General features: G+C 62.7%; 23 protein-coding genes. 16 read left to right on the top strand and 7 right to left on the bottom strand.

Annotation, left to right across the window (positions count from 1 at the left end):
* Positions 1-52: 52 nt before the first annotated feature.
* Together sufD and FPL22_RS14990 are read left to right on the top strand one after the other, a co-directional pair.
* A complete protein-coding gene (gene sufD / locus FPL22_RS14995) occupies positions 53-1,360 on the top strand; it encodes a Fe-S cluster assembly protein SufD (protein ID WP_144353795.1) in 1,308 nt (435 codons plus the stop codon).
* 8 nt (positions 1,361-1,368) lie between these two features.
* Positions 1,369-1,920, top strand: coding sequence for an iron-sulfur cluster assembly protein (locus FPL22_RS14990; RefSeq protein ID WP_144353794.1), 552 nt, complete (start codon positions 1,369-1,371; stop codon positions 1,918-1,920).
* Positions 1,921-1,971: 51 nt separating this feature from the next.
* Here FPL22_RS14990 and FPL22_RS14985 read toward each other — a convergent pair whose 3' ends face one another.
* Both FPL22_RS14985 and ade read right to left on the bottom strand, forming a co-directional pair.
* Positions 1,972-3,315 (bottom strand): dicarboxylate/amino acid:cation symporter, encoded by a 1,344-nt coding sequence (locus FPL22_RS14985; RefSeq protein WP_144353793.1) that lies wholly within the window; start codon positions 3,313-3,315, stop codon positions 1,972-1,974.
* Between the two features lie 52 nt (positions 3,316-3,367).
* Positions 3,368-4,996, bottom strand: a complete 1,629-nt coding sequence (gene ade, locus FPL22_RS14980; protein ID WP_144353976.1) for an adenine deaminase — start codon at positions 4,994-4,996, stop codon at positions 3,368-3,370.
* A 68-nt stretch (positions 4,997-5,064) separates the two neighbouring features.
* Here ade and thiD point away from each other — a divergent pair, with 68 nt between their 5' ends.
* The 4 genes from thiD to FPL22_RS14960 are packed head-to-tail and all read left to right on the top strand — an operon-like array spanning position 5,065 to position 7,595.
* Positions 5,065-5,868 (top strand): bifunctional hydroxymethylpyrimidine kinase/phosphomethylpyrimidine kinase, encoded by an 804-nt coding sequence (gene thiD, locus FPL22_RS14975; protein WP_144353792.1) that lies wholly within the window; start codon positions 5,065-5,067, stop codon positions 5,866-5,868.
* A complete protein-coding gene (locus tag FPL22_RS14970) occupies positions 5,865-6,542 on the top strand; it encodes a SanA/YdcF family protein (RefSeq protein ID WP_144353791.1) in 678 nt (225 codons plus the stop codon). Before thiD ends, FPL22_RS14970 begins: the two co-directional genes overlap by 4 nt.
* The gene (locus FPL22_RS14965; RefSeq protein WP_238991432.1) at positions 6,539-6,883 is read left to right on the top strand and encodes a low molecular weight protein tyrosine phosphatase family protein; all 345 of its coding nucleotides are present in this window, start codon (positions 6,539-6,541) and stop codon (positions 6,881-6,883) included. The genes FPL22_RS14970 and FPL22_RS14965 overlap by 4 nt, the downstream gene beginning before the upstream one ends.
* A gap of 55 nt (positions 6,884-6,938) precedes the next feature.
* Complete coding sequence (locus FPL22_RS14960) at positions 6,939-7,595, top strand: ClpP family protease (RefSeq protein ID WP_144353790.1); 657 nt, start codon at positions 6,939-6,941, stop codon at positions 7,593-7,595.
* 45 nt (positions 7,596-7,640) lie between these two features.
* On the opposite strand, the gene FPL22_RS14955 is transcribed toward FPL22_RS14960, so the two are convergent.
* Complete coding sequence (locus FPL22_RS14955; RefSeq protein WP_144353789.1) at positions 7,641-9,353, bottom strand: TIGR03790 family protein; 1,713 nt, start codon at positions 9,351-9,353, stop codon at positions 7,641-7,643.
* On the opposite strand from FPL22_RS14955, the gene FPL22_RS14950 reads away from it, so the two are divergent.
* Positions 9,352-10,401 carry a phospholipase C/P1 nuclease family protein gene (locus tag FPL22_RS14950; protein ID WP_144353788.1) on the top strand — a complete coding sequence of 350 codons (1,050 nt, stop codon included), beginning with the start codon at positions 9,352-9,354 and terminating at the stop codon, positions 10,399-10,401. The genes FPL22_RS14955 and FPL22_RS14950 overlap by 2 nt on opposite strands.
* 4 nt (positions 10,402-10,405) lie before the next feature.
* On the opposite strand, the gene FPL22_RS14945 is transcribed toward FPL22_RS14950, so the two are convergent.
* The gene (locus tag FPL22_RS14945) at positions 10,406-10,831 is read right to left on the bottom strand and encodes an EamA family transporter (RefSeq protein WP_144353787.1); all 426 of its coding nucleotides are present in this window, start codon (positions 10,829-10,831) and stop codon (positions 10,406-10,408) included.
* Positions 10,832-10,977: 146 nt separating this feature from the next.
* On the opposite strand from FPL22_RS14945, the gene FPL22_RS14940 reads away from it, so the two are divergent.
* Both FPL22_RS14940 and FPL22_RS14935 read left to right on the top strand, forming a co-directional pair.
* Complete coding sequence (locus FPL22_RS14940; protein ID WP_144353786.1) at positions 10,978-12,726, top strand: chloride channel protein; 1,749 nt, start codon at positions 10,978-10,980, stop codon at positions 12,724-12,726.
* Between the two features lie 20 nt (positions 12,727-12,746).
* Positions 12,747-14,033, top strand: coding sequence for a voltage-gated chloride channel family protein (locus tag FPL22_RS14935; RefSeq protein ID WP_203235164.1), 1,287 nt, complete (start codon positions 12,747-12,749; stop codon positions 14,031-14,033).
* Here FPL22_RS14935 and FPL22_RS14930 read toward each other — a convergent pair.
* Positions 13,991-15,049 (bottom strand): LacI family DNA-binding transcriptional regulator, encoded by a 1,059-nt coding sequence (locus FPL22_RS14930; RefSeq protein ID WP_238991431.1) that lies wholly within the window; start codon positions 15,047-15,049, stop codon positions 13,991-13,993. The two genes, FPL22_RS14935 and FPL22_RS14930, sit on opposite strands and share 43 nt — an antisense overlap.
* A 150-nt stretch (positions 15,050-15,199) precedes the next feature.
* Between FPL22_RS14930 and FPL22_RS14925 the strand changes: the two genes are divergently transcribed.
* Together FPL22_RS14925 and FPL22_RS14920 are read left to right on the top strand one after the other, a co-directional pair.
* Positions 15,200-16,987 (top strand): FAD-dependent oxidoreductase, encoded by a 1,788-nt coding sequence (locus FPL22_RS14925; protein ID WP_144353784.1) that lies wholly within the window; start codon positions 15,200-15,202, stop codon positions 16,985-16,987.
* 3 nt (positions 16,988-16,990) lie between these two features.
* Positions 16,991-17,713, top strand: a complete 723-nt coding sequence (locus tag FPL22_RS14920) for a GDSL-type esterase/lipase family protein (RefSeq protein ID WP_144353783.1) — start codon at positions 16,991-16,993, stop codon at positions 17,711-17,713.
* On the opposite strand, the gene FPL22_RS14915 is transcribed toward FPL22_RS14920, so the two are convergent.
* The gene (locus tag FPL22_RS14915; RefSeq protein ID WP_144353782.1) at positions 17,700-17,978 is read right to left on the bottom strand and encodes a DUF1294 domain-containing protein; all 279 of its coding nucleotides are present in this window, start codon (positions 17,976-17,978) and stop codon (positions 17,700-17,702) included. The genes FPL22_RS14920 and FPL22_RS14915 overlap by 14 nt on opposite strands.
* A gap of 102 nt (positions 17,979-18,080) precedes the next feature.
* Between FPL22_RS14915 and FPL22_RS14910 the strand changes: the two genes are divergently transcribed.
* Positions 18,081-18,698 carry a TIGR02466 family protein gene (locus FPL22_RS14910; protein ID WP_144353781.1) on the top strand — a complete coding sequence of 206 codons (618 nt, stop codon included), beginning with the start codon at positions 18,081-18,083 and terminating at the stop codon, positions 18,696-18,698.
* A gap of 106 nt (positions 18,699-18,804) precedes the next feature.
* Complete coding sequence (locus FPL22_RS14905) at positions 18,805-19,098, top strand: hypothetical protein (RefSeq protein ID WP_144353780.1); 294 nt, start codon at positions 18,805-18,807, stop codon at positions 19,096-19,098.
* On the opposite strand, the gene FPL22_RS14900 is transcribed toward FPL22_RS14905, so the two are convergent.
* Entirely contained in the window at positions 19,027-20,139 is a 1,113-nt protein-coding gene (locus tag FPL22_RS14900) for an LptF/LptG family permease (protein WP_144353779.1), read from the bottom strand. The two genes, FPL22_RS14905 and FPL22_RS14900, sit on opposite strands and share 72 nt — an antisense overlap.
* Before the next feature lie 132 nt (positions 20,140-20,271).
* Between FPL22_RS14900 and FPL22_RS14895 the strand changes: the two genes are divergently transcribed.
* The 3 genes from FPL22_RS14895 to FPL22_RS14885 are packed head-to-tail and all read left to right on the top strand — an operon-like array spanning position 20,272 to position 23,280.
* Positions 20,272-21,426 (top strand): ABC transporter substrate-binding protein, encoded by a 1,155-nt coding sequence (locus FPL22_RS14895; RefSeq protein WP_238991430.1) that lies wholly within the window; start codon positions 20,272-20,274, stop codon positions 21,424-21,426.
* Between the two features lie 6 nt (positions 21,427-21,432).
* On the top strand, positions 21,433-22,323 hold the full coding sequence (locus FPL22_RS14890; protein WP_144353777.1) for a branched-chain amino acid ABC transporter permease: 891 nt from the start codon (positions 21,433-21,435) through the stop codon (positions 22,321-22,323).
* A 9-nt stretch (positions 22,324-22,332) separates the two neighbouring features.
* Positions 22,333-23,280 carry a branched-chain amino acid ABC transporter permease gene (locus FPL22_RS14885; protein WP_144353776.1) on the top strand — a complete coding sequence of 316 codons (948 nt, stop codon included), beginning with the start codon at positions 22,333-22,335 and terminating at the stop codon, positions 23,278-23,280.

The following is a 23,280-nucleotide window of genomic DNA, read 5'->3' as shown; positions in this document are numbered from 1 at the left end:
AGCCCGCCCTACTCGCTGCCCGCTACACACTACTCGCCACTTCCTTCAGCCCATGTCCGCACTCACCGAACTCTTCGCCGCTCCCGGCCTCGACTCCACCCGTTTCGCCACCCACCTCTCGCAGCGCAGCTACCTGCCTGACTGGTGGCTGGAGACCAAGAAGGCCGCCTGGAACCAGTTCTGCGCCCTCCCGATGCCCTCGCGCACCGATGAGACCTGGCGTTTTTCCAGCCTCTCCACGCTCGATCTCGCCGGCTTCGAGCTCCCCGAGGACGCCTCGCAACACATCCCGAATCTCTCCGACTTCCCGCACGCCGCCGAGATCATCTTCTCCAACCGCCAGCTCGTCGCCCGCAGCACCGTGCCCGCCGACCTCGTTGCCAAGGGCGTTATTTTTGCCCCGCTCGACGACGCCATCGTTCAGCACGGCGAACTCATTAAAAAGTATTTCCAAAAACTCCCCGCCAACCTCGGCTCGGAGAAATTCGTCGCGCTTAACACCGCGTTCAGCGCCAGCGGCGCCCTCCTCTTCGTCCCCAAGGGCGTCGAGATCACCGAGCCCTTCGTCGTGCAGCACACGCTCTCCGGCGCCAACAAGGCCACCTTCCCGCACACGATCGTCATCCTCGAGGACAACGCCAAAGCCACCCTCGTGGAGTTCTTCGTCTCCGCCGACAAAGGCCGCCACCTCGCCAGCGGCGTGAACGACCTGCACGCCGGCCCCGGCGCCCAGCTCATCTACGTCGGTGCGCAAAACTGGTCCGCCGACACCCTCGCGTTCCAGACCAACTCCATCGTCGCCGAGCGCGATGCGAAGGTTCTCTCGCTCAACGTTCACCTCGGCGGACGCCAGGCTCGCCACGAGTCGCACTCCCGCCTCCTCGGCCCCGGTGCCCACTCCGAGATGCTCGCCCTCACCGTCGCCACCGGCGATCACGAGTTCGACCAACGCACGCTGCAGACCCACGTCGCGCCCAACACCACGTCGAACCTGCTCTACAAAAACGCGCTCCTCGACAAGGCCACGACGATCTTCTCCGGCCTCATCATCGTCGAACCCGACGCACAGAAGACCGACGCCTACCAGAAGAACCGCAACCTGCTCCTCTCCGACGAAGCCGAGGCTCACAGCCTTCCCGGCCTTGAGATTCAGGCCAACGACGTCCGTTGCAGCCACGGCAGCACCAGCTCGCGCATCGAGCCCGAGCAGGAGTTCTACCTCCAGGCCCGCGGCATCAATCCCGAGGCCGCCAAACAGATGCTCGTCTTCGCCTTCTTCGAGGAAGTCCTCAACAAGCTCGAAAACGAAGCCCTCCACGCCTCCCTCAGCACCTTGATCGAGTCGAAGTTCAAAAAGTAAACCCACTCATGAGCTCCAAAGAACGCACCCTCTCACGCGACGTCACCGTCACGCAGATTCCCAGCGGTGATAAGCACACGCTCTTCACCGGCGCCAAGGTCTTCATCCATCAGGTTCTCGGCGGCACCTACACCGTGCAGGGCGACACCGGCCTCTACCGGATCGACGGCAAGGACGCCGATGCCATTGGCGAACAGATCGTCGCCGACACCATCGATGCCAGCACGCTCGCCGACGGCGCTCCCGATCCGGAAGCCGTCTGGGACCAGCTCAAGAAAGTCTACGACCCCGAGATCCCCGTAAACATCGTGGACCTCGGCCTCGTTTACTCGATGGACGTCTCCAAAAACGAAGCCGTTGAAGGTGGCTACAAAGTCGATGTCGCCATGACCCTCACCGCTCCCGGGTGCGGCATGGGCCCCGCCATCGCCGAAGATGCGAAGACCAAAATCCTTCTCGTCCCCGGCGTCGCCACCGCCGATGTGCGCATCACTTGGGAACCAGCCTGGAACCAGTCGATGATCAGCGAAGAAGGCAAAATGAAGCTCGGCCTGATCTGAGCGTCGCAAACCTCCTCAATCCAAGCCCTGACGATTTCCGTCGGGGCTTTTTTATGTCTGCGCACGTTCGTGCACAGGCTCCAGCCCCTCGCTCTCCGGCGGCATCGAATCATTCACGATCACCGCCGTAACCAGATCCGCGCCCACGTTCACCGTGGTGCGGGCCATGTCCAGCAACCGGTCCACGCCGAGAATGATTGCGATGCCTTCCGGCGGGATTCCAAAGGTCATACACAACCCCGCGATCAGCGGCAGCGACCCGCCCGGAATCCCGGCCACCGCCACCGCGCTCAATACCGACAGTAACAGCAGGACCATCTGCTGCCCGATCGCCAGGTCCGGCCCAAACACCTGCGCAACGAACAGCACCACGCAGCCTTCATAGAGCGCCGTGCCGCTCATGTTCATCGTCGCTCCCAGCGGAATCACAAAGCCGCTCACGCTGGGCGACACCTTGAGCTCTTCCTTACAGACCGCGATCGAGGCCGCCATCGTCGCCGCGCTCGAACTGGTCGAAAACGCCGTGATCAGCACCGGCTTCACGATCTTAAAGAACGCCAGCGGCGAGCGCTTGGTCATAAACTTCAACCACAGCGACATCGTCCCGAACAGGTGCAGCGCCAGCACCCCCAGCACGCCCGTCACAAACAACCCCAACGCCAGCAAGATCTCGATGCCCGTTCGCACCACCACGCTGTAGATCATCAGCGGCACCGCATACGGCGCCAATCGCAGCGCGTAGTGCACGATGCCCGTCATCAACTCGTTCACTAGTTCCAGAGAACTGATCAACTGCGCCCGCTTCGCATCCGCCAGCCCCACACCCACCGCCCCCACCAGCAGCGCGAACAAAATCAACGGCAAGACTTCGCCGATCGATCCGCGTGTCTGACCCGTGACCGCGCCCAGCAGATTCTTTGGCATGAACATCTCCACGATGGTGGACAACGTGACCGCCTGCTGTTTTTCCCGCGTCTCGATATGCTGGCTGATGTCCGACGTATACGAACTCCTCAGCTCCTCCCTCTTTTCCACGCTCAACGCATGCCCCGGCTTGACCACGTCCATCATCACCAGCGCGAGCGCCACGCCGATGACCATATTGAGCAAAAACAGCCCGAACGTTTTCCCCGCGAGAGGCCCGAGTTTATCCAACCGCCCGAGCTGCACCACGCCGACCGCCAGCGAGGCGAACACCAGCGGGATGATCACAAAAAATAACAGTCGCAGAAAAATCTGCCCCGCCGGATCAAAGATCTCCTTCGAGACCCACTGCGCACCCGAGAGAAACTCCGGGAAAGCACGTCCCACGGCGATCGTGATGAGACCCGCGATCAACCCGACGACGAGCCCGCCGAGGATGCGATTGGCAAGTTTGGCGGAAGACGCAGACATGCGCCTAAAAGGAAGTCATCCCGCCGCCACGGCAAGAATGTATCACCCTCATTTACTCCGACACCGGCACAAAACCCCACTTCGTCGCGGAGAACAGACCGCGGTCGCTCAGCTTCAAATCAGGAATCACCAGCAGCGCCATGAACGACAGGGTCATGAACGGTGCATCGAGTTTCGATCCCAGTTTCTTCGAGGTTCGATCCAACCGCGTATAACGCCGCGCCGCTTCGCGGCCGTCCAGCGCCGACATCAACCCCGCGATCGGCAGCGGCAGCACCGCCTTCATCCTCGGTCCCACCACACTCAGTCCGCCCTTTTCCGCGATCACCAGATTCACTGCCGCGGCCAGCGACGCGTCATCCACACCCACCGCCACAATGTTGTGCGAATCATGCGCAACCGACGAAGCCAGCGCCCCGGCCTTTAATCCAAAGCCCCGGATATATCCGACCGCCACCGGCGCCTTGGTCGCGTAACGATTCACCACCGCGATTTTCAAAACATCGCGTTTCACGCCGATATCGGTCGCCGGCAGCGTCAGGTGTTTGGTCACCAGTTGGCCGTTGAGCGCCTCGATCACGTTCAACGTGCTGCCCACAGTTTTTACCGCGAAATCCGCCGCCTTCACCGCGCGCGCCTTGAATTTATTGGCCAGCTTCGGAGCCAGCCGTTTCAGCCGCGTGCGGCCGCCTGACGCCACCAGCGCCCCGTCGATATAAGTGCGCTCCACGCGAAATTTCTTCCAACCGTCCACCACGATGAAATCAGCCTCTTCGCCCACGCGCAGCAGTCCGACCTTCAGCCCATAGTGCTCCACGGGATTCACCGATGCCGCGCGCAACACATCAAATTTATTCGCGCCCGTTGCCAGCGCCCGCCGCACATGTTCGTCGAGGTGACGTTTCACCAGCAGATCCGGATGCAGGTCGTCACAGCAAAACATGCAGCTCTGCGGATGCGTTTTCAGCAGCGGCTTCAACGCCTCGAAATTCCGCGCGGCCGATCCTTCGCGAATAAGAATCTTCATCCCCGCCGCCAGTTTGTCCTGCGCCTCTTCAATCGTGAAACACTCGTGATCCGTCGTCGGTCCTGCGTCCGCATACGCCTTCGCCTGGGCGCCCCGCAATCCCGGCGCATGTCCGTCGACTTGTTTTTCCTCGGTCTTCGCCGCTGCGATCATCGCCATCAACTCCGGATCACGTCCGAGCACGCCGGGAAAATTCATCACCTCGGCCAGGTAGCGCACATCCTTGCGCGCCAGCAACCGCGCCACGGCCTTTGAATCAAGTTTCGCCCCAGCCGTCTCAAACGTCGTCGCCGGCACACACGAAGGCGCGCCAAAGTTAAACTTGAGCGGCGACCGTTTCGCATCGGCGAGCATGTAGAGCACGCCCGCCTCGCCGAGCACGTTGGCGATTTCGTGCGGGTCCGACACCGTCGCCACCGTGCCATGAATCACCGCCAGCCTCGCAAACTCCGACGGCGGCAGCAGCGAGCTCTCGATATGGATATGCGCATCGACCAGCCCCGGCATGATCAGCCGTTTATCTTTCACCCGCGGATCGCGTCTCACCGCAGTAATGCGCCCGCCTGACCATTCCACCGTCCCGTGAAAAATCTCCCGCTTGAATAAATCCACCACCTGTCCCGAGATCGATTGAACACGCACCTTGGTCGTCATAACACCGAGCGTTGTCCGACCGGCCCGCAGTTGCAAAGCCTCGATCTTCTTTTAATCCCTAGGATTTGATGATTCCCAATGTCCTCAGTATCGCCGGCGTCGATCCCTCGGGCGGAGCCGGTCTTCTCGCCGACCTGAAGGCGTTTTCGGCCCTCGGCGCCTACGGCACCGGAGTCGTTGCCGCCCTCACCGCTCAGAACACCCGGGGCGTCACCGGCGTGCAGGCCGTGCCCGTGGAATTCATCGCTCAACAAATCGACACGCTCTTCGCCGATGTGCGCATCGACGCCGTAAAAATCGGCATGCTCGGCACCGCCGAAATCGTCGCCACCGTGGCCGCCGCGCTGCGCCGTCATCACGTCAGCCGGCTCGTCGTTGACCCCGTCATGGTCTCCAAAAGCGGCCACCACTTGCTCTCCCCCGATGCAGTCGAAGCCCTGCGCACCGAAATCATCCCGCTCGCCGAAATCATCACCCCCAACCTCCCCGAGGCGGAGGTGCTGCTCACTCGCGCGCCCATCCGCACGCTCGCCGACATGCGCACCGCCGCCCGCGCCTTGCACGCCCTCGGCCCGCGCATCGTGGTGCTTAAAGGCGGACATCTCGACGGCGCCGAAAGCATCGACGTGATCGACAACGGCATCATGCAAACCGAGCTGCACTCACCGCGCATCACCACCAAAAACACCCACGGCACCGGTTGCACGCTTTCCGCCGCCATCGCCGCTTTGCTGCCGCAACATACTGATCCGCTCAACGCGATCCGCGCCGCCAAAGCCTACCTCACCTCCGCGATCGCCGCCTCCGACCAGCTAGCCGTCGGTTCCGGCCACGGCCCCGTGCACCACTTTCACAACCTCTGGAAAAAATGATCTCCCGTCTTCGCCTTTTCCTGGGTGCGTCGCGCACTCGACGCGTGTTTATCGGCTTCTTGATCCTTGGAGTCGCCTTCGTGGTCTTTTCCAACCTCCGCATCACGCGCAGCCACCGCGATCAACTTTACACGCTCGTCGAGGAAACTCCCGAGCGTGAAACCGCCCTGGTCCTTGGCGCCAATGCCACGCTGCGCAGTGGCCGTCCCAATCCGCATTTTGTTAATCGCATGGATGCCGCCGCCGCGCTCTATCACGCGGGTAAAGTCCGTCGCCTGCTTGTCAGCGGCGACAACAGCCGCGCCGACTACGACGAGCCTGCGATGATGAAAAACGCGCTCATCTCCCGGGGCGTGCCCGCATCCGCCATCGTCTGCGATTATGCCGGATTCCGCACGCTGGATTCGGTCATACGCGCCCGCGACGTCTTCGGGCTCACCGCGTGCACCATCGTCACGCAGCGCTACCACAACGCCCGCGCGCTGGAGATCGCCCGCGCCCACGGGATCGATGCGATCGGCTTTTGCGCCACCGATACTCATTTCCGCTATTCGGTGCGCACCGAGCTGCGCGAAGTCGTTTCCCGCACCGTGGCCGTGCTCGATCTCTACGTGTGGAACAAGCAGCCGCGTTTTTCCGGACCGCGTGAGCCGCTCCCTCCCCTTGGCTCGTGAGTATCGGCAAGACCAAGCTCCTCTTCCTCTGTTCGCGCAACCAGTGGCGCTCACCCACCGCCGAGGCGTTGTTCAAGAATCACCCGCGCTACGATGCCCGTTCGGCCGGCACCGAAAACGGTGCCCGCATCAAGGTCACCGGCTGCCACCTCGGCTGGGCCGACACGATTTTTTGCATGGAGCGCAAACACGCCGACCGCCTGCGCGAGAAGTTCCCCGAGGACCTCGCGGGCAAACCCGTGGTCATCCTGCGCATCCCCGACGATTACCCCGCGGCGCACGATCCGGAGTTGATTGCCCGCCTCCGCGATGCACTCGCACCGCATTTGCCTGATCTGTGACCAACTTCGCCTGAGCACTTGCCAACCCGCACCCGCCTCGCAACGTAACTCCCATATGCATTTCGACAATCTCCAGCCCGGTCTTAACGCACCTCTCCCCCGCCTCGACGACGACGAGGAAGATGACGACAAGGAATCCGATTCCATCGCCAAAAAATCTTCCGCCCCCGTCGCCATGCTCATCCAGAAAAAGTTTCTCGATGAACGTAAGCTGTTCCTCTGGGGCGCCGTGACCGACGAAACCGCCAAGGACATCGTCGAAAAGCTCCTCTACCTCGAGGCCATCGCCCCCGGTAAGGAAATCCACTTCTACATCAACACCCCGGGCGGATCGATCACCGCCGGCATGGCCGTTTACGACACCATGCAGATGATCACCTCGCCGATTAACGTCATCGTGACCGGCATGGCCGCCTCGATGGGCTCGATCCTCCTCTCCGGCGCCAAGAAGGGCCGCCGCTTCCTCTACAAACACTCCCGTGTGTTGATCCACCAGCCGCTCATCTCCGGCCGCATGGTCGGCCCCGCGACCGACATCAACATTCAGGCCAAGGAAATGGAAAAGCTCCGCTCCGAGCTGAACCAGATCCTAGCCGACGCGTCCGGCCAGCCCATCGAAGTCATCAACCGCGACACCGACCGCGACTTCTACCTCAACGCCCAGGAAGCCATCGCCTACGGTCTCGCCGACACCATCGTGGACAAGGTCTAAGCTCCGTCCGCAGGCCCTTACATCCCTCCCCGCCAAGGCGGACCTTTACGGTCCGCCTTGTTTTTTGTCCTCATCCGACACCGGCGGCGGAGCGGTCAGCTCCTTGTATTCAGAATCCCAATTCACGATCTGCCGCGCATCCTGGGCTTCCCGCGCAACCTCCAAGGCCTGCGGCAACCATTGGATGCGCAACTCACGCGCGATCGCTCGGCTGCCGAGCACGCGTTGCCACACACCGAGCGCAGTTTTCGCCTCGCCCGACTCACGCAATTGCTGCGCGACGAGCACCGCCAACGGTGACTCCAAGAGCGTGAAACTCCGGCGGCTCGCCACCCAGGCCAGCGTTTGCAACGCGCCCGAACTATCGCCCGTCGCCTGTTGTAATTTTGCGGTTGCCAGCGCCACCGCCATGCTCGGATTGGTCTTCTCCGAGATCAGTCCCGCCCAAATCGCACCGTTGCGATCCCCTCCGCGATCCAGTTCGCGCATGCGGCTCAAGACCACATACGGCCGTTGATTCGACGGCAGTTTGTCCCGACGCGCCCACAGCTCGTCCGGCTTCACGGCAAACGGGCGATACAACGGGTCGCCCACCATGATCGCCTGCCAGCTGTAAACCGGCACCGAATACGCCGCCGCATCACCCAACCGGTCGCCGCGCGCGAGCGACTTCAACACCAGCTGCGGCTGATGCGTGAACTCCAGATACGGCTCATTCACATTTCCAAAGGTCGCTGTCACCCCGCGCGCCACCAGCGGCCCGACCCAGCCGCTCGTCGTCGAACGCAGCGTGGCGGCCGAATAACTATGGATGTGCAACGCCACCGCGCCGGGCGGAAACGTGAACCCAGGTTGTGCAAATGGCCCGTTCAGCTCGCCCGCATACCAACCGAAATACAACGCCGGCGCATCCATCCGCGTCCACGCCGGCATTGAGCCGCCCACGCGTTCCACATCGGTATCGAAATTCAATTCGTCGAGCTGCTTCGCCACATCCTCGAGCCAGCGATCGCCCAGCGCATGCGGGCCGCCGATATCAACGTAACCACGTCCGATGAGCCCGCCGTTTTCCGCCGCGATCGCATGATCGATCAAGCCGCGCGCATCGGCATAGGTCGGTCCGTCCAGTCGCCCCACCTTCACGATCTGGTCCAGTTGGATCGACGAAGGCTTGTCATTTTTAAAAAGCGGATTCGGCAAAAACGCGATCAACGGCGAATTCACCACGGCGAGCAACGCCAGCTCACCATCGACCGACGACGCATTGGTCTTAAACGCCGGATTGATCAGCGCCGGTGAATTTTCCACCGGCAGCGAACCATCGTTGGCGATTTTCAACGGCACGCCGCGACACACCACCAGATAAGAAATCGTGTGCCCCGAAATCGCGTATTTCTTCCGTCCGACCGCATCAAACAGATCCATGCCAATCGCATCCAGCGAGCCGCGTTTCACGAGCTCCGCCCGCAACGGATTCAGAATCCCGTCGATATACTCGCGCCAGCTGATGATCTCGGTGTCCGGCATGGGCAGCGCGATGATGTTCTCCGGCGGCACGTCGCGTTTTTGCGCGTAATACTCCGCCAGCTTCACCGATTCCGGGTCGTCACGGTTTGCCAGCACGATGACCCGCGAGGCCACTTCATCGGCGCGCGCCACCACGGCGATTACCATAAACAGCAGGAACAGAGGGAGTCGGCGGCCCAGCATTCCCGCGAGGTTGCAACCGTCCTCCCGCCGCGCCAACCCTAGATTCATGCTTTTCCGCCGTCTCGCGCTGTTTCTCGCCGCCGCCGCTTCGTTGCACGCTTGGGATTACGAGGGACACCGCACCGTCAACCAGCTCGCCCTCGCCGGCCTGCCCGAGGAGTTCCCCGCCTTCGTCAAGACGCCCGCCGCCGCCGAGCGCATCGCCTTCCTCGCCGGCGAACCCGACCGCTGGCGCAGCACCAACGAACTCCCGCTCAAGCACGTCAACGGCCCCGATCACTTCCTCGACTTCGAATACCTCGACGACGCCGGCCTGCCCGTCGCCACACTCAGCGAGTTCCGCTACGTTTACACCGCGCAATTCGCAGCCGCCCATGCCGCGCATCCGGAGAAGTTTCCCGCCGTCGATCCCGATAAAAACAAAGACCACACGCGCGAGCTCATCGGTTATCTGCCGTGGGCGATCATCGAAAACTACGCGAAGTTGAAGTCCGCTTTTTCCTACCTGCGCGCCTTCGAGGAAAACGGCACGCCCGACGAGATCGCCAACGCCCAGGCCAACGCGCTCTACATCATGGGAGTCATGGGCCACTACGTCGGCGACGGTTCGCAGCCGCTCCACACCACCAAACACCACAACGGCTGGGTCGGTGAAAATCCGCACAACTACACGCGCTCCTCCTCGATTCACGCCTGGATTGACGGCGGCTACATCGCGCTCGGCGGCCTCTCCACCGCCGACCTCGTTGCCCGCGCCCGCCCCGCGCACGATCTGGCCATTCGGCCCGAAGGCTCCCCGCCCGCCACCCGCAATCTTATCTTCGAGCAGACGCTCGCCTATCTGCTCACGCAGCACGCCTTGGTCGAACCGCTCTACCAGCTCGACCAGACCGGTGCGCTCAAACCCGGCTCGGCCGACGGCGGCAAAGCCGGTCGCGAATTTATCGGCGAACAACTACTCCGCGGCGGCGAAATGCTCTCCAGCCTGTGGTTGACCGCGTGGAAACAGGCCGCGCCCGACGTCTACCTGCGCGCGCAATTGGTAAAACGCAAAGCCGCCGCGACTGCCACCGCGGCTCCGGCAACGGCGCAGTAGTTGTTCACTTCATCACCAGCACCACGGCTCCGGCCGTGATCAACGCACCGCCGAGTCCCGTGCGCCACGTGAGCGATTCGCCCAGAAACAGCGCGGCGAACACCAGCACGAAAACCACGCTCAACTTGTCGATCGGCGCGACTTTTGACGCCTCGCCCAGTTGCAGCGCGCGGAAATAACACAGCCAGGACAAACCCGTCGCCGCGCCCGATAAGCCAAGAAAAAGCCAGGTGCGGCCCGTGAGTGTTTGCATTTCGCGCCAGGGCGACGGTGCCGCGATCACCACAAGGATCCACGCAAACCCCAACACGACCGTCGTGCGGATCGCCATCGCGAGATGCGAGTTCACGCCCTCGACACCGACCTTGGCGAGAATCGCCGTCGCCCCTGCAAACACCGCGGATAACAGCGCCCAGTAAAACCAGTTCATGCAGGGATACTTGACTGACTCGCAGGAGAACGGCGAGCCGCGCTTTTAGCCGTGGCCGCAAGAGAATCGTTGAACCCCGCGAGAGAAACCTGCGAAGTAGTGCCTTCGATTTTCGGCCGCACCTGCGGGCGGCGCTCCCACACGTAATGAAACCCTCCTTCACCGATGCCCTCGCTTCGTTAAAAGCACGGTGGCTGACGATTCCCACCTCGGCCCGTCAGATGGTGATGCTGGCATCACTCGGCATCTTTACCGGTCTCGTCGCGGTGGCCTTCCATATCGTGTCGGAATGGATCGCCCACCACACCTACCACGCGCTCGCGGAATACGGCACGGCTTGGTTCATCGGCGGCACCCTCGCCTCGGTCGTGATCGGCAGTTTGCTGGCGACTTGGATTGTCCGTCGTTTCGCACCGCAGGCCGGTGGCGGTGGCGTGCTTCCCACCAAACTCGCCTTTTGGAAAGACTTCGGTGAAATGCCGGCAAGCACCGCGATCGCCAAGTTTGCCGGCTCCGCCCTCACCATGGGCAGCGGCGTCAGTCTCGGCCCCGAAGGACCCGCCGTGCAAATCGGCGCCGCGACTCTTTCATCGACGGCGGGATTCTTCGGCGTAGCCAAACAACGCCGCCGCATTTTCAGCGCCGCCGGTTCCGCCGCCGCGTTGGCCGCGGTGTTCAACGCGCCGCTGACTGCGATCACCTTCGTCCTCGAGGAAATCGTCGGCGATCTCAACAGCCGGCTGCTCGGCGGAATCCTGCTCGCGGCGGTCATGGGCGCGCTCGTTTCCCACGCACTCATCGGCAACCAGCCCGCATTCCAAGTGGCCGCACTCAGCGAACCAGGCTGGCGCGGCGTGCTGCTGTGTCCGCTGGTCGCCCTCGTCGCCGCCGGAGCCGGCATCGCCTTTCACAAGGGCGCCCTCGCCGCGCGCCTGCGTTTTCGCGGTGCCAACTGGCTGCCCGCCTGGGCCCAGCCCGCGACCGGCGCCCTCGGCACGTGGGTGTTGGGCGGCGCGGCGTTTCTCTACACCGGGCATCTCGGCGTATTTGGTATCGGATACGCGGACATCACCGCGTGCATCGACGGACGCATGACGTGGTCCATCGCCCTCGTGCTCGGCATTGCCAAGCTCGGCGCAACCATCCTCGCCGTGGGCGCCGGCGGTTGCGGCGGCATCTTTGCGCCCAATTTGTTTTTAGGTGCCATGTGCGGCGGGGCCATCGCCGCGGGCGCCTCGCGATTCATGCCGCTCACCCATTCCGACCAGGCCATGCTCGTGATGTCGGGCATGTGCGCTTGTTTGGGCGCAGTCATCCGCACTCCGATCACGTGCATCCTGCTGATTTTCGAAGTGACACACCAGTTTGTGATCGTGCCGCTCCTGTTGCTCGCGACGCTTGTCAGCCAGCTCGTCGCCCGCCGCCTCGCCAAAGAAGGCCTCTACGAAGAAATGCTCCGCCAGAACGGCGAAGATCCCCATCACGTGCTGCCACCCCGGGACTACAAACGCTGGCGTGAATTGCCCGCCGGCACCATCACCTGCTTTAAACCCGTGGTGATCGAATCTCTCGACCAAGACCGTCTGAAAGCGCTGATCGACTCCGACAGCCATGAACGTTTTCCCGTGCGTAATGCCGATGGCAGCATCGCGGGCATTCTTACGCGGCAGGAAGCCGCCGATTCACTCGCGCAGGGTCGTGAGCCCCGCCTCGCCAAGGCGCTGTGGGTCTCCCCGCATGATTCCGTTTCCAAGGCGCAAAAACTCCTCGTGGAGTCATCCGTCAATTTCATCTGCGTCGGCGATTACCGTCAAAATGCCCTCGCCGGTGTGATCACGCTGCACGACCTCCTACGCGGCCAGCAAGGTCTGGGCGAAGACGAAGACGTCATCTAAATCCGCCACCCATACCGCCGGTGAACTTCCTTTCACAACGCCTCGACGCTTTCAACATGGAGGGCCTGCGCCGTCTCATCATCGGCGTGTTGCTGGTCACGCCGGTGGGAGTGCTCGCCGGTTCGGCCAGCGCGTTTTTCCTGTGGGCGCTCGACCGGGCGACCACGTTGCGTTTCGAAAACGGCTGGCTGCTTTTCCTGCTTCCGCTCGCCGGCGCAGGCATCGCGTGGGTTTATCATTCCTACGGAAACGGAGCTGAACGCGGCAACAACCTGCTCATCGACGAAATCCACCAGCCCGGCGGCGGCGTGCCCGCGCGCATCACTCCACTCGTGCTGGGGGGCACTTTGATCACACACCTGTTCGGCGGCTCGGCCGGACGCGAGGGCACTGCCGTTCAGATGGGTGGCGGACTCGCCAGCGCCTTCGCCACGCTCGCCCGCATTCCGGAAAAATATCGGCGCATGCTGCTCATGGCCGGCGTCGCCGCGGGATTCGGATCAGTCTTTGGAACGCCGCTCGCCGGGGCGATTTTCGCGATGGAAGTGCTCACGTTGGGCCGCGTCCAATACGACATGCTCATCCCGTGTATGGTGGCCGCGCTGGTCGGTGATTTCACCTGCACCGCCTGGGGCGCGCATCATACCCGCATGCTGATCGCCGGACCGCTGATGGGTGACCACTCGATGCTTGCGGGGATGGATTTGAGCTTACTCGCCAAGGTCGCGATCGCCGGCGTCGCCTTCGGTTTATGTGCGCGTCTTTTTTCGAGCGCCGGCCACGGAATCAGCGCGGCGTTCACCCGTTACGTTCCCCGCTTCTGGCTGCGCCCGGTGATCGGCGGCGTGGTCGTCATCGCGCTCACTTACCTCCTCGGAACGCGTGAATACCTCGGTCTCGGCACGGTCGCACTCAACCTCGGCGATACCACCACCACGTCGGTTTTTTTTGAAGGCGGCGCGGATACGTGGAGCTGGTTTTGGAAACTCCTCTTCACCGTGGTGACGCTCGGAGCGGGCTTCAAAGGCGGCGAAGTCACGCCATTGTTTTTTATTGGTGGAGCGCTCGGCAACACCCTCGCCGGCCTGCTCGGCATGCCGGTCGATCTCGCCGCAGGGCTGGGCTTCGTCGCGGTCTTCGCCGGGGCCAGCAACACCCCGCTTGCCTGCACGCTGATGGGAATCGAACTCTTCGGCGCACAACATGCCATTTTCTTCGCCGTGGCCTGCTGGTTGAGTTATCAGTTCAGCGGTCATTCCGGCATCTATAGCGCGCAACGCATCGCCTCGCGCAAAGACGGCGCGTGACCTCCGGCCGAGGTTTGTGAACACTCCCGCCAACGTCCGGGAAACAGCAGCATCGGCGGCGGATCGGGCAGCCCGCGCTCGTTGCGCTGCAGCTGGGTCACCACCAGATCCACCGCATGCGCCGCGATGTCATCATAGCCTTGATCGATTCCGCCAAACGCCGAACGCGCGTGCCACGACAACACGGCTCCTCGCTCGTTCGGTTCCGCCCAACCCGCCGCCTGCGCCGCGTGGATGAGGTTCGCGTTATCCGTCACCAACGCATCGGGCTTTAACCGCTGCAACCACGCCGCGAGTTCGTTTTTTTCACCGGCTCGATACAGCCACAGGCGCCGCGCCGCACCGGCCGGTCCATACGCCAGCCAAGCCGCCTGCCAGCCACGATGCGCGCGTTCGTTCGTCGTCGCCTCGATCATCGCCGCAGGCCGGCGCGCGCCTTTCGCCGACATACGCCGCAGCACTTCGCGCATCGCCTCGTAGTGATGATGCCCCGCGCGCGGCAACGCCACGCTGAGCTCCGACATGCCCGCCACCGCCACCGCAAAATCCGCCCAGGGCCAATCAAGCTCGATGCGTTTCTCGCCAACGGTGGGCGCGAACAAAACCCCGCTGATTCCGCGTGCGGTTAATATGCCGGCGAGCCGGCGGGCATTGCCTTCCACTTCCGACAACCAAAACGCATCCAGCCGGTAGCCGCGGTGCGCCGCATGCAACCGCGCACTGGCTTCCACGATTTGCGCAAACCCGTTTTTTTTTGCCGTCGCACGATCGCCTTCGAGATACACCAGCGCCAGCGGTTCGGCCTTCGCGAGCGGACGCGCCTGCCGGATATGCGCCATCAGTTCCCCCACCCGCGCATTGGGACGGTAACCGAGTTTGTCCGCCACCGCCCGCACGCGCGCCGCCGTCTCCGCCGGGATATTCGCCGCGCCCCGCAGCGCATACGACACCGCCGAGACCGATACGCCCGCCACCCGCGCCACTTCCCGCAATGTCACCCGACGCTCCTCGCTCACGATCCGCCTCCCTTCCCTGTCCGCTCCGTGTAAAATCCAACGCTCTGGGTCAGTTTTTCCGGCCAGCGTGGCGTTGGAGGCATTAGTTTAGTCAACGGTTTCACTAAACCGAGATTCGAGCGTATGACCCGTCTGCGGCAATCTCATTCCATGCCCTTAACCCAGCATACCCTTGAAACTGATTTTGTCGTCGCCGGTGGCGGTCTCGCCGGTGTCTGCGCCGCCATCGCCGCCGCGCGCCGCGGCTCCCGCGTTGTCTTGATCCAGGATCGTTCCGTCCTCGGCGGCAACGCCTCCAGCGAGATCAAGATGCACATCGTCGGTGCCGACTGCCACGGCGCCAAACCCGGCACCCGCGAGTCCGGCATCATGGAGGAACTTCGCCTCGAAGACGCCGTGCGCAATCCCCACCGCTGCTATTCGCAGTGGGATCTCCTTCTCTACGAAAAGGTAAAGCTGGAGCCCAATATCACGCTCTTCCTCGACACCGATGTCGTCGGCGCGACGGTCGAGGGCGACACCATCCAATCCGTCCGCGCCGTGCGCAATCCCACGGAGGACGAGTTCCACATCAAGGCCAAGTTCTTCGCCGACTGCACGGGCGACGGCCGCCTTGGTTTCGAGGCCGGTGCCGATTACCACGTCGGCCGCGAAGCCAAATCGCAATACGGCGAAACCCTCGCTCGCGACGTCGCAGACCGCCACACGCTCGGCAGTTCCATTCTCATCACCGGCCGCAAATACGACGCGCCCCAGCCGTTCATCTCCCCGTCCTGGATTCGCAAATTCAAGAAAGAGCACTTCAAGCACCGCCCGATCAACAGCTACGAATACGGTTACTGGTGGTTCGAATGGGGTGGTCAGATCGACTCCCTCAAGGACAACGAAACCATCCGCCACGAGCTCCTGCGCATCGCCCTCGGCGTCTGGGATTACGTGAAAAACTCCGGCGATCACCCCGCCTCCGCCAACTGGGCACTCGACTGGGTCGGTGCCATCCCCGGCAAACGTGAAAGCCGCCGTTTCCTCGGACCTCACGTCCTCAAGGAACAGGACGTCCTCGGTGGTCGCATCTTCGAAGACCAGGTCGCTTACGGTGGCTGGGCGATCGATCTTCACCCGCCATCCGGCGTCGATGTGCCCGAAGAGCGTCCGTTCACACCTACGCACTTCAGCCACCTTTACTCGATCCCGCTCGGCACATATCACTCGCGCAACATCGCCAATCTTTTCTTCGCGGGTCGCAACATCTCTGCCTCCCACGTCGCCTTCGCCAGCACCCGCGTGATGGCCACTTGCGCCATCGGTGGCCAGGCCATCGGCACCGCCGCCGCCTTGTGGTGTAACGCCGAGGGCAGCGACATCCGCAAGCTCGCCACCAAGGAAAACGTCTCCGCCCTCCAGCAGGCGCTCCTCCGCGACGACTGCTACCTGCTCAACGTTCCCAACTCCGACGAGGCCGACCTCGCCCGCAAGGCCACGGTCACCGCGTCGTCCGCCACGCTTCCCGCCGCCAACGTGATCGACGGTATCACGCGCGATTTGAAGGCGTGCTTCGGCAGCTGGTCATCCGACTCCTCACACCGCTGGGAATCTGCCTCGCTGCCCGCCACCCTCGCCCTCGAGCTGCCGGCGCCGGCCGCGATCGGCGAAGTCCACGTCACCTTCGACACCCACTTCGAAAAGGAACTGGTCCTCTCGATGAGCGATCACCACACGGGGAAATCCGCCCCGCGTGCCGCCCAGCCCGAGACCGTCAAGGCCTACCGTCTCCTCATCGACGGCACGGTCATCGCCGAGGTGACCGACAACTACCTGCGCAAGCGTATCCACACCTTGGTTACGCCCGTGACCGGCCGGAAGCTCGATCTCGAGGTTCTCTCCACCCACGGCGCGCCCGCCGCCCGCGTGTTCGAGATCCGCGCCTACGGAGCCTGAGCCATGCCTGCACTCTGTCGTCTGGCCGCCATCGCCTGCCTGGGATTCCTCGCGAGCCAGGCGGCCGGCGACGCGTCGCCGGCCGGTGTCACCACCCTGATGCCGCTCGGCGACTCCATCACGGAGGGCGGCGAAGGATTTCATGTCTACCGGTATCCGCTCATGGAGAAACTTCTCCAGGCCGGTTACCGTGTTGCCTATGTCGGCTCCAAAACCACCCGCCCCGTCGAAGGTTCGCCGCTCGGCGTGCTCAGCCACGAAGGTTATGCCGGACAAAACGCCGCCTTCATCCGCGCACGATTTGAAACGCTCTACCGTCAAAACCCCGCCGACATCATTCTCGTCCATGCCGGTCACAACCAGTTCGCCGATCAACTGCCGATCCCCGGTTTGATCAAAGACACGACCGCGATCATCACGACCGCGCGTTCGATCAATCCCAAGGTCATCGTGCTGCTCGCCCAGGTGATCCCCAGCGGAAAACTGCCGAAATATTCCTACATTCCGGAGTTAAACCAACAGCTGGCCACGCTCGCCGCCCGCCTCACCACGACGGCTTCGCCCGTGGTCATCGTTGACCAGGCCAGCGGCTTCGACTGGAAAACCGACACCGTCGCCGATCACGTCCACCCCAACCAACAAGGCGCAGACAAAATGGCCGCCCGCTGGTTTGACGCCCTCACTCGGGTGCTGCCTCCGCCAAAACCACCTGTCACCGGCCGTTGAGCCACCAAGCGCATGCGCCTGCGTGGGCCGCCAGTGCCAGCACCGTCACGATTATAAACGACGGATGCTTCGTTTTGTGCCGCAGCCAGAACTGCCCCATCAGCGCGCCCACAAATCCGCCCGCCACTGCCCACAGGTGCAGCGTTCGTTCGCGCACCCGCCGCGCACCCGCGTGTTTCGCCGCACGTTTGTCCCACGCATACACCACCAGCGTGATGAACGACATCACCCCGTAATAAACCGCGACCTTTTCCCAAAACATCATGCCTCACTCGTAACACCCTCCGCCTCACCCGCCAGCGCGAACGCTTGCCGTCTCCTCCATTCTCTCAACTCTCATCACTCAACTCTCAACTTTCCGATCCGCATGCCCATCAAAGCCTGGTTTCCCACCTTCATTTACGTCGAACCGCTCCAGCCCAAGGGCCTCCCGCGCATCAACGACGACCTCGCCGACGAATGCCACCAGCTCCGCGATTACGATGATGCCGGTCGCGCCTGGTCCACGAAAAACTACCCCGGCGGCTACACCAGCTACGCCTCGATGAACCAGCTCCATGCGTTCTCCAGCACGTTCGGCAATCTGGAGAAAAAGCTCACCAAACACGTCCGCGCCTACGCCAAGCACCTCGACATGGATCTCCGCGGCCGCTCCATCCGCATGACCGATTGCTGGGTCAACATCATGCCGCCCACCGCCGCCCACTCGCTGCACCTGCACCCGAATTCCTTCATCAGCGGCACCTATTATGTGCGCACGCCGAAGGGCTGCTCCGGCCTCAAGTTCGAAGACCCACGCCTGAGCAAGTTCATGGCCGCCCCGCCCAAGCTCCCCACGGTGCGCGACGAAAACCGCGCCTACACCACTTACCCCGCCGAGGCCGGCAACGTGATCCTCTTCGAAAGCTGGCTCCGCCACGAAGTCGCCGCGAACCGCGTCGACGAGGAACGCATCAGCATCAGCTTCAACTACGCGTGGGCGTGAACTTGGCCGGAAAAACCGGTCAAGCGGTTGAGAGTTGAGTGATGAGCGTTGAGAGTCACGAGCCCACCTACCCGCTCCGGTCTCTCATCACTCAACTTACCCGCCCATGCTCGTCATCCGCCGTCTCGTCGACCGCCAGCGTGCCTACACCGGGATTTTCCTGCCCGGCGAGCCGCCGAAGATTTTCCCCACGACCGATTACGAGCACGCCCGCGTCCTGCAAATCTACAAACAGGACAAAGCCTACGAGGGCATCGTCAACGACTTCACCGACGACTCCGCTTCCGGTCTCTCCACTTTCACCCCGCAACCCCCACCTGCGGCCGCCTCACCTGACCCGCACCAAAAAGACCAACCCCGCTCCCAGCATCGCCAGACTCGGAAAAAGCGCCGCCCATAACGGCGGAATCACCTCACGGCCACCCAGCGTGCCACAGGTTTTCAGCAGGATAAAATAAACGACGAAGAGTCCGAGCGACTTGGACACGCCCACGACCGGATTCACGCGCACGCCGCTCACCGCAAACGGGATTGCCAGCGCGATGATGATCAGCGGCCCCAGCGTCTCCGCCAGCACGTTGTAATACCGCACCTGATACGCCGTCAGCTTCGGATTATCATCCAGCGAGAAATACTCGATGATCGCCCTTAGCTCGGTGAATGACAGGTCCTGCGGACGCGCATCAAAAATCAGCATCAGCGCCGGATCTTCATGGAAGTCCTTGCGCACTTTTTCGCCAAACTGCGTGGTCGCCTCCACCTCGCCGCCATCGGGATTGATGGTGATCTCGCGCCCGTCGCGGAACACCCAGCCGCCCCGCTTCGCGTCCAGCCACGCCTCGCTGGCCAGCAAACGGCTTTTTTCACGGCGATGCACATCGAGCTCCACCACCGTGACGCCATACCCACGATGCGTGAACTGGCTGTAACGGTTAAAAAACCACATGCGTCCGTCATGACGGTTATCAAAGGCCACGCTCGGCTTCACGCCCACGCGGTCCACGGAGAGGCTTTGCGCCTGATTACGAAACGCGAGGTTACTGCGAATGACCCGCGACTCCTCGACCGACCACGGGATGACCGTTGCGTTGATATACCAGGTCACTCCGCACAGCACCACGCCCGCCAGCCAGATGCTGCGCGTGATCTTAAAAATCCCCACGCCCGCCGCGCGCAACGCGGTGATCTCATGGTTCCGGTGCATCAGGCCCAGCGTATAAAGGAGCGATACCAGCAGCGCCAACGGCAGCACGACCGAGAGGTAGCTCGGCAGCTTGATCATGTAGTAGATCGCCAGATCGTTAAACTGCGCTCCATTGGCCAGCAGATCGCGGAAGTCGTCGTAGAGCGCCTGCATGAGCAACAACCCGAGTGTCGCGCCCAGCACGAGCCCGAGCATCTTCAGCCATTCGCGCAAAAGGTATCGGTCGATGAGATTCAACGCTGCGGTTAAAGATCGTTGCCCCGCGAAATGCAAAGCGGGAAACAACCTGTGTTTTGGGAACAAAGCCTGCTCCCCGCCCCCTGTATTAACTGCGTGCGCTTGTCCGCAAATTTCAAAAGCTACTCCTCCATGCCTTTGCTCCCTCGGAAAACGGCCCTTTTGCTCAGCTCCCTTGCCGCCGCCCTGGCATTCGCCGGTTGCGCCCCCAAAGACGCCTCCGCCCCTACCACCGTCAAAATCGGCAACCTCGCTTCCATCACCGGCAAGGACGCCTCCTTCGGCCAGTCCTCCACCAAAGCCACCCGTCTGGCCATCGACGAGATCAACGCCGCCGGCGGCGTCCTCGGCCAGCAAATCGAACTCATTTTCGAGGACACCCAGTCCAAACCCGGCGAAGCCGCCATGGTGGTTAAAAAACTCGTCACCCGCGACCACGTCGTCGCCTTGATCGGCGAGGTCATCTCCAGTCGCTCCATCGAAGCCGCCAGCGTCGCCCAGACGTTGAAGATCCCGATGCTCACCCCCACGGCCACCAACCCGGCCGTCACCGCGACCGGCGATTATATTTTCCGCGCCTGCTTCATCGACCCGTTCCAGGGCAAAGTGCTCGCCAAGTTCGCCCGCGATGACCTCGGCTCGAAACGCGCGGCCGTGCTCACGTCCACGTCTTCGTCCTACAGCACAGGCCTCTCCAAGGTGTTCGTTGAACAGTATACCGAGGCGGGCGGCGAAGTCGTCGCCGACCAAAAATTTGCCGAGGGCGACAAGGACTTCAAAGCCGCGCTCACCGCCATCCGCGCCGCAAACCCCGACGTGATTTTCGTGCCCGCCTACTACACCGAGGCCTCGCTCATCGCGAAACAGGCCCGCGAGCTCGGCATCACCGTTCCACTTCTCGGCGGCGACGGCTGGGAAGCCCCCGAATTGTTCGAAATCGCCGGCGACGCCGTCGAGGGCTGCTATTACTCGACGCATTTTTCCGCCGATTCGACCGATCCAAAGCTCCAGGCCTTCGTCGCCCGCTATCGCGCTCGCTACGACGGCGCCACGCCCGACTGCATGGCTGCGCTTGGCTACGACGCCGCCTACCTGTTAGTGGACGCCCTGCGCCGCGCCGGTTCGACCGACCCTGTAAAAATCAAAGACGCCCTCGCCGCCACCCGTGGCTTTGAAGGAATCACCGGCCGCATCGACATGGGGCCCGACCGCAACGCCAGCAAACCCGCAACCATCCTCAAAATCCAAAACCGAAAGCCGGTCTACGTGAAGACGATCGCCCCGTAAAATCCCGTGACCGAATTACTCCAACAGCTCATCAACGGTCTCTCCCTCGGAGCGATCTACGCGCTCATCGCGCTGGGCTACACGATGATTTACGGGGTCCTGCGCTTCATTAATTTTGCGCACTCCGAGGTCTTCATGGTCGGGGCCTTCGTCGGTTGCTACATCGGCCGGCTCGCCGGCTCGGTCACGTGGTGGAGCGGCTTCGGCGCACTCGGCGCCGCCATGCTCGTCTGCGGCATCCTCGGTTTCATCATCGAAAAAATCGCCTACCGTCCCCTGCGCGGCGCGCCCGTGCTCAACGTCCTCATCACCGCCATCGGCGTATCGTTGTTTCTCCAATACGGCGGACAACTCGTCTTCGGCGCCACCCCGCGCACCTTCCCCGAGCTCTTTCCCGTGCGCCACTTCCGGCTCGGCGGACTCGATGTCTCCAGCAACCAGGTCATCGTGATGATCGTCACCGTTGTCCTGCTCGTCGCGCTGCAACTGATCGTCAAACACACGCGGCTCGGCACCGCCATGCGTGCCGTCGCGCTCAACCCGCAGGCCGCCCAGCTCGTCGGCATCAACACCGGCACGGTTTTCTCGTTCACGTTTGTGATCGGCTCAGCACTCGCCGGTGCGGGCGGCGTTCTCTACGCGATGAACTACCCGTCCATTGATCCGCTCATGGGCGTTATGCCCGGCCTCAAGGCGTTCGTCGCTGCCATCCTCGGCGGCATCGGCAGCATCCCCGGCGCCGCCCTCGGCGGACTCCTCCTCGGCTCAGCGGAAACGCTCGTCAGCGGCAGTCAGTTTTCCACTTATAAGGACGCCATCGCGTTCGGCATCCTCATCTTGATTTTACTCCTCCGCCCCTCCGGCCTCCTCGGCCGGCCCGGCGTGGAGAAAGTGTAGGCCATTCCCATGCCTTTCCCCCGCCAACACATCGCCCTGCTCGCCGGTATCGCCGCCGCCCTCACGCTCTCGGCGTTCGGCGGTGCGTTCAACGCCTACCACCTCGACATCGCGATGACCGTCGGCATCGCCATCATTCTCGCCGTCTCGCTCAACCTCATCAACGGCCACACCGGCCTGTTCTCGCTCGGCCACGCCGGCTTCATGGCCATCGGCGCCTACCTTTCGGCCACGATTACCTTGTTCGTCGGCCCTCAGCTCACCGGACCGGCCCCAAGCGCTTTTGCCACACAAGCGATCTTCTTCACCGCTCTGCTCACCGGCGGACTCTGCGCCGCGTTCGCTGGCATTCTGATCGGGCTGCCTTCGCTTCGCCTCAAAGGCGATTACCTCGCCCTCGTCACCCTTGGCTTCGGCGAAATCGTGCGCGTGATTTTCCAAAACATCGAACCGCTCGGTGGCGCGCTCGGTCTCTACGGAATCCATCCGCTCACCAACTTCGCTTGGATTTATAGCGGAGTCGCCCTCACGATTTTCACCGTCAGTTGCCTCGTCAACTCGACTTACGGGCGCGGCTTTCTCGCGACGCACGATAACGAGATCGCCGCCCGCTCCATCGGTCTCAACACCACGCGCTACAAGATCACCGCCTTTGCCGTCGGTGCATTCTTCGCCGGCATCGCGGGCGGGCTCTTCGCCCACTTGCGCATGACCATCGACCCGCGCGGCTTCGATTTCAGCCGTTCGATCGAGATCATCCTCATGGTCATTCTCGGTGGCATGGGCAACACCCTCGGGGTCATCCTCGCCGCGGTTGTGCTTACCGTCCTGCCTGAGGTGCTCCGCCCCGTCGCCGAATACCGCATGATCATTTATTCGCTGCTCCTCGTCATCCTGATGATCGCCCGTCCGCAGGGTCTCCTCAACTTCCGCCCGAAAAAAGCGGCGCGCATCTGA

Source organism: Rariglobus hedericola (assembly GCF_007559335.1).
GTDB lineage: Bacteria > Verrucomicrobiota > Verrucomicrobiia > Opitutales > Opitutaceae > Rariglobus > Rariglobus hedericola.
The sequence above is the reverse complement of the archived record's forward strand: the minus strand, read 5'-3'. Positions and strand labels throughout refer to the sequence as shown.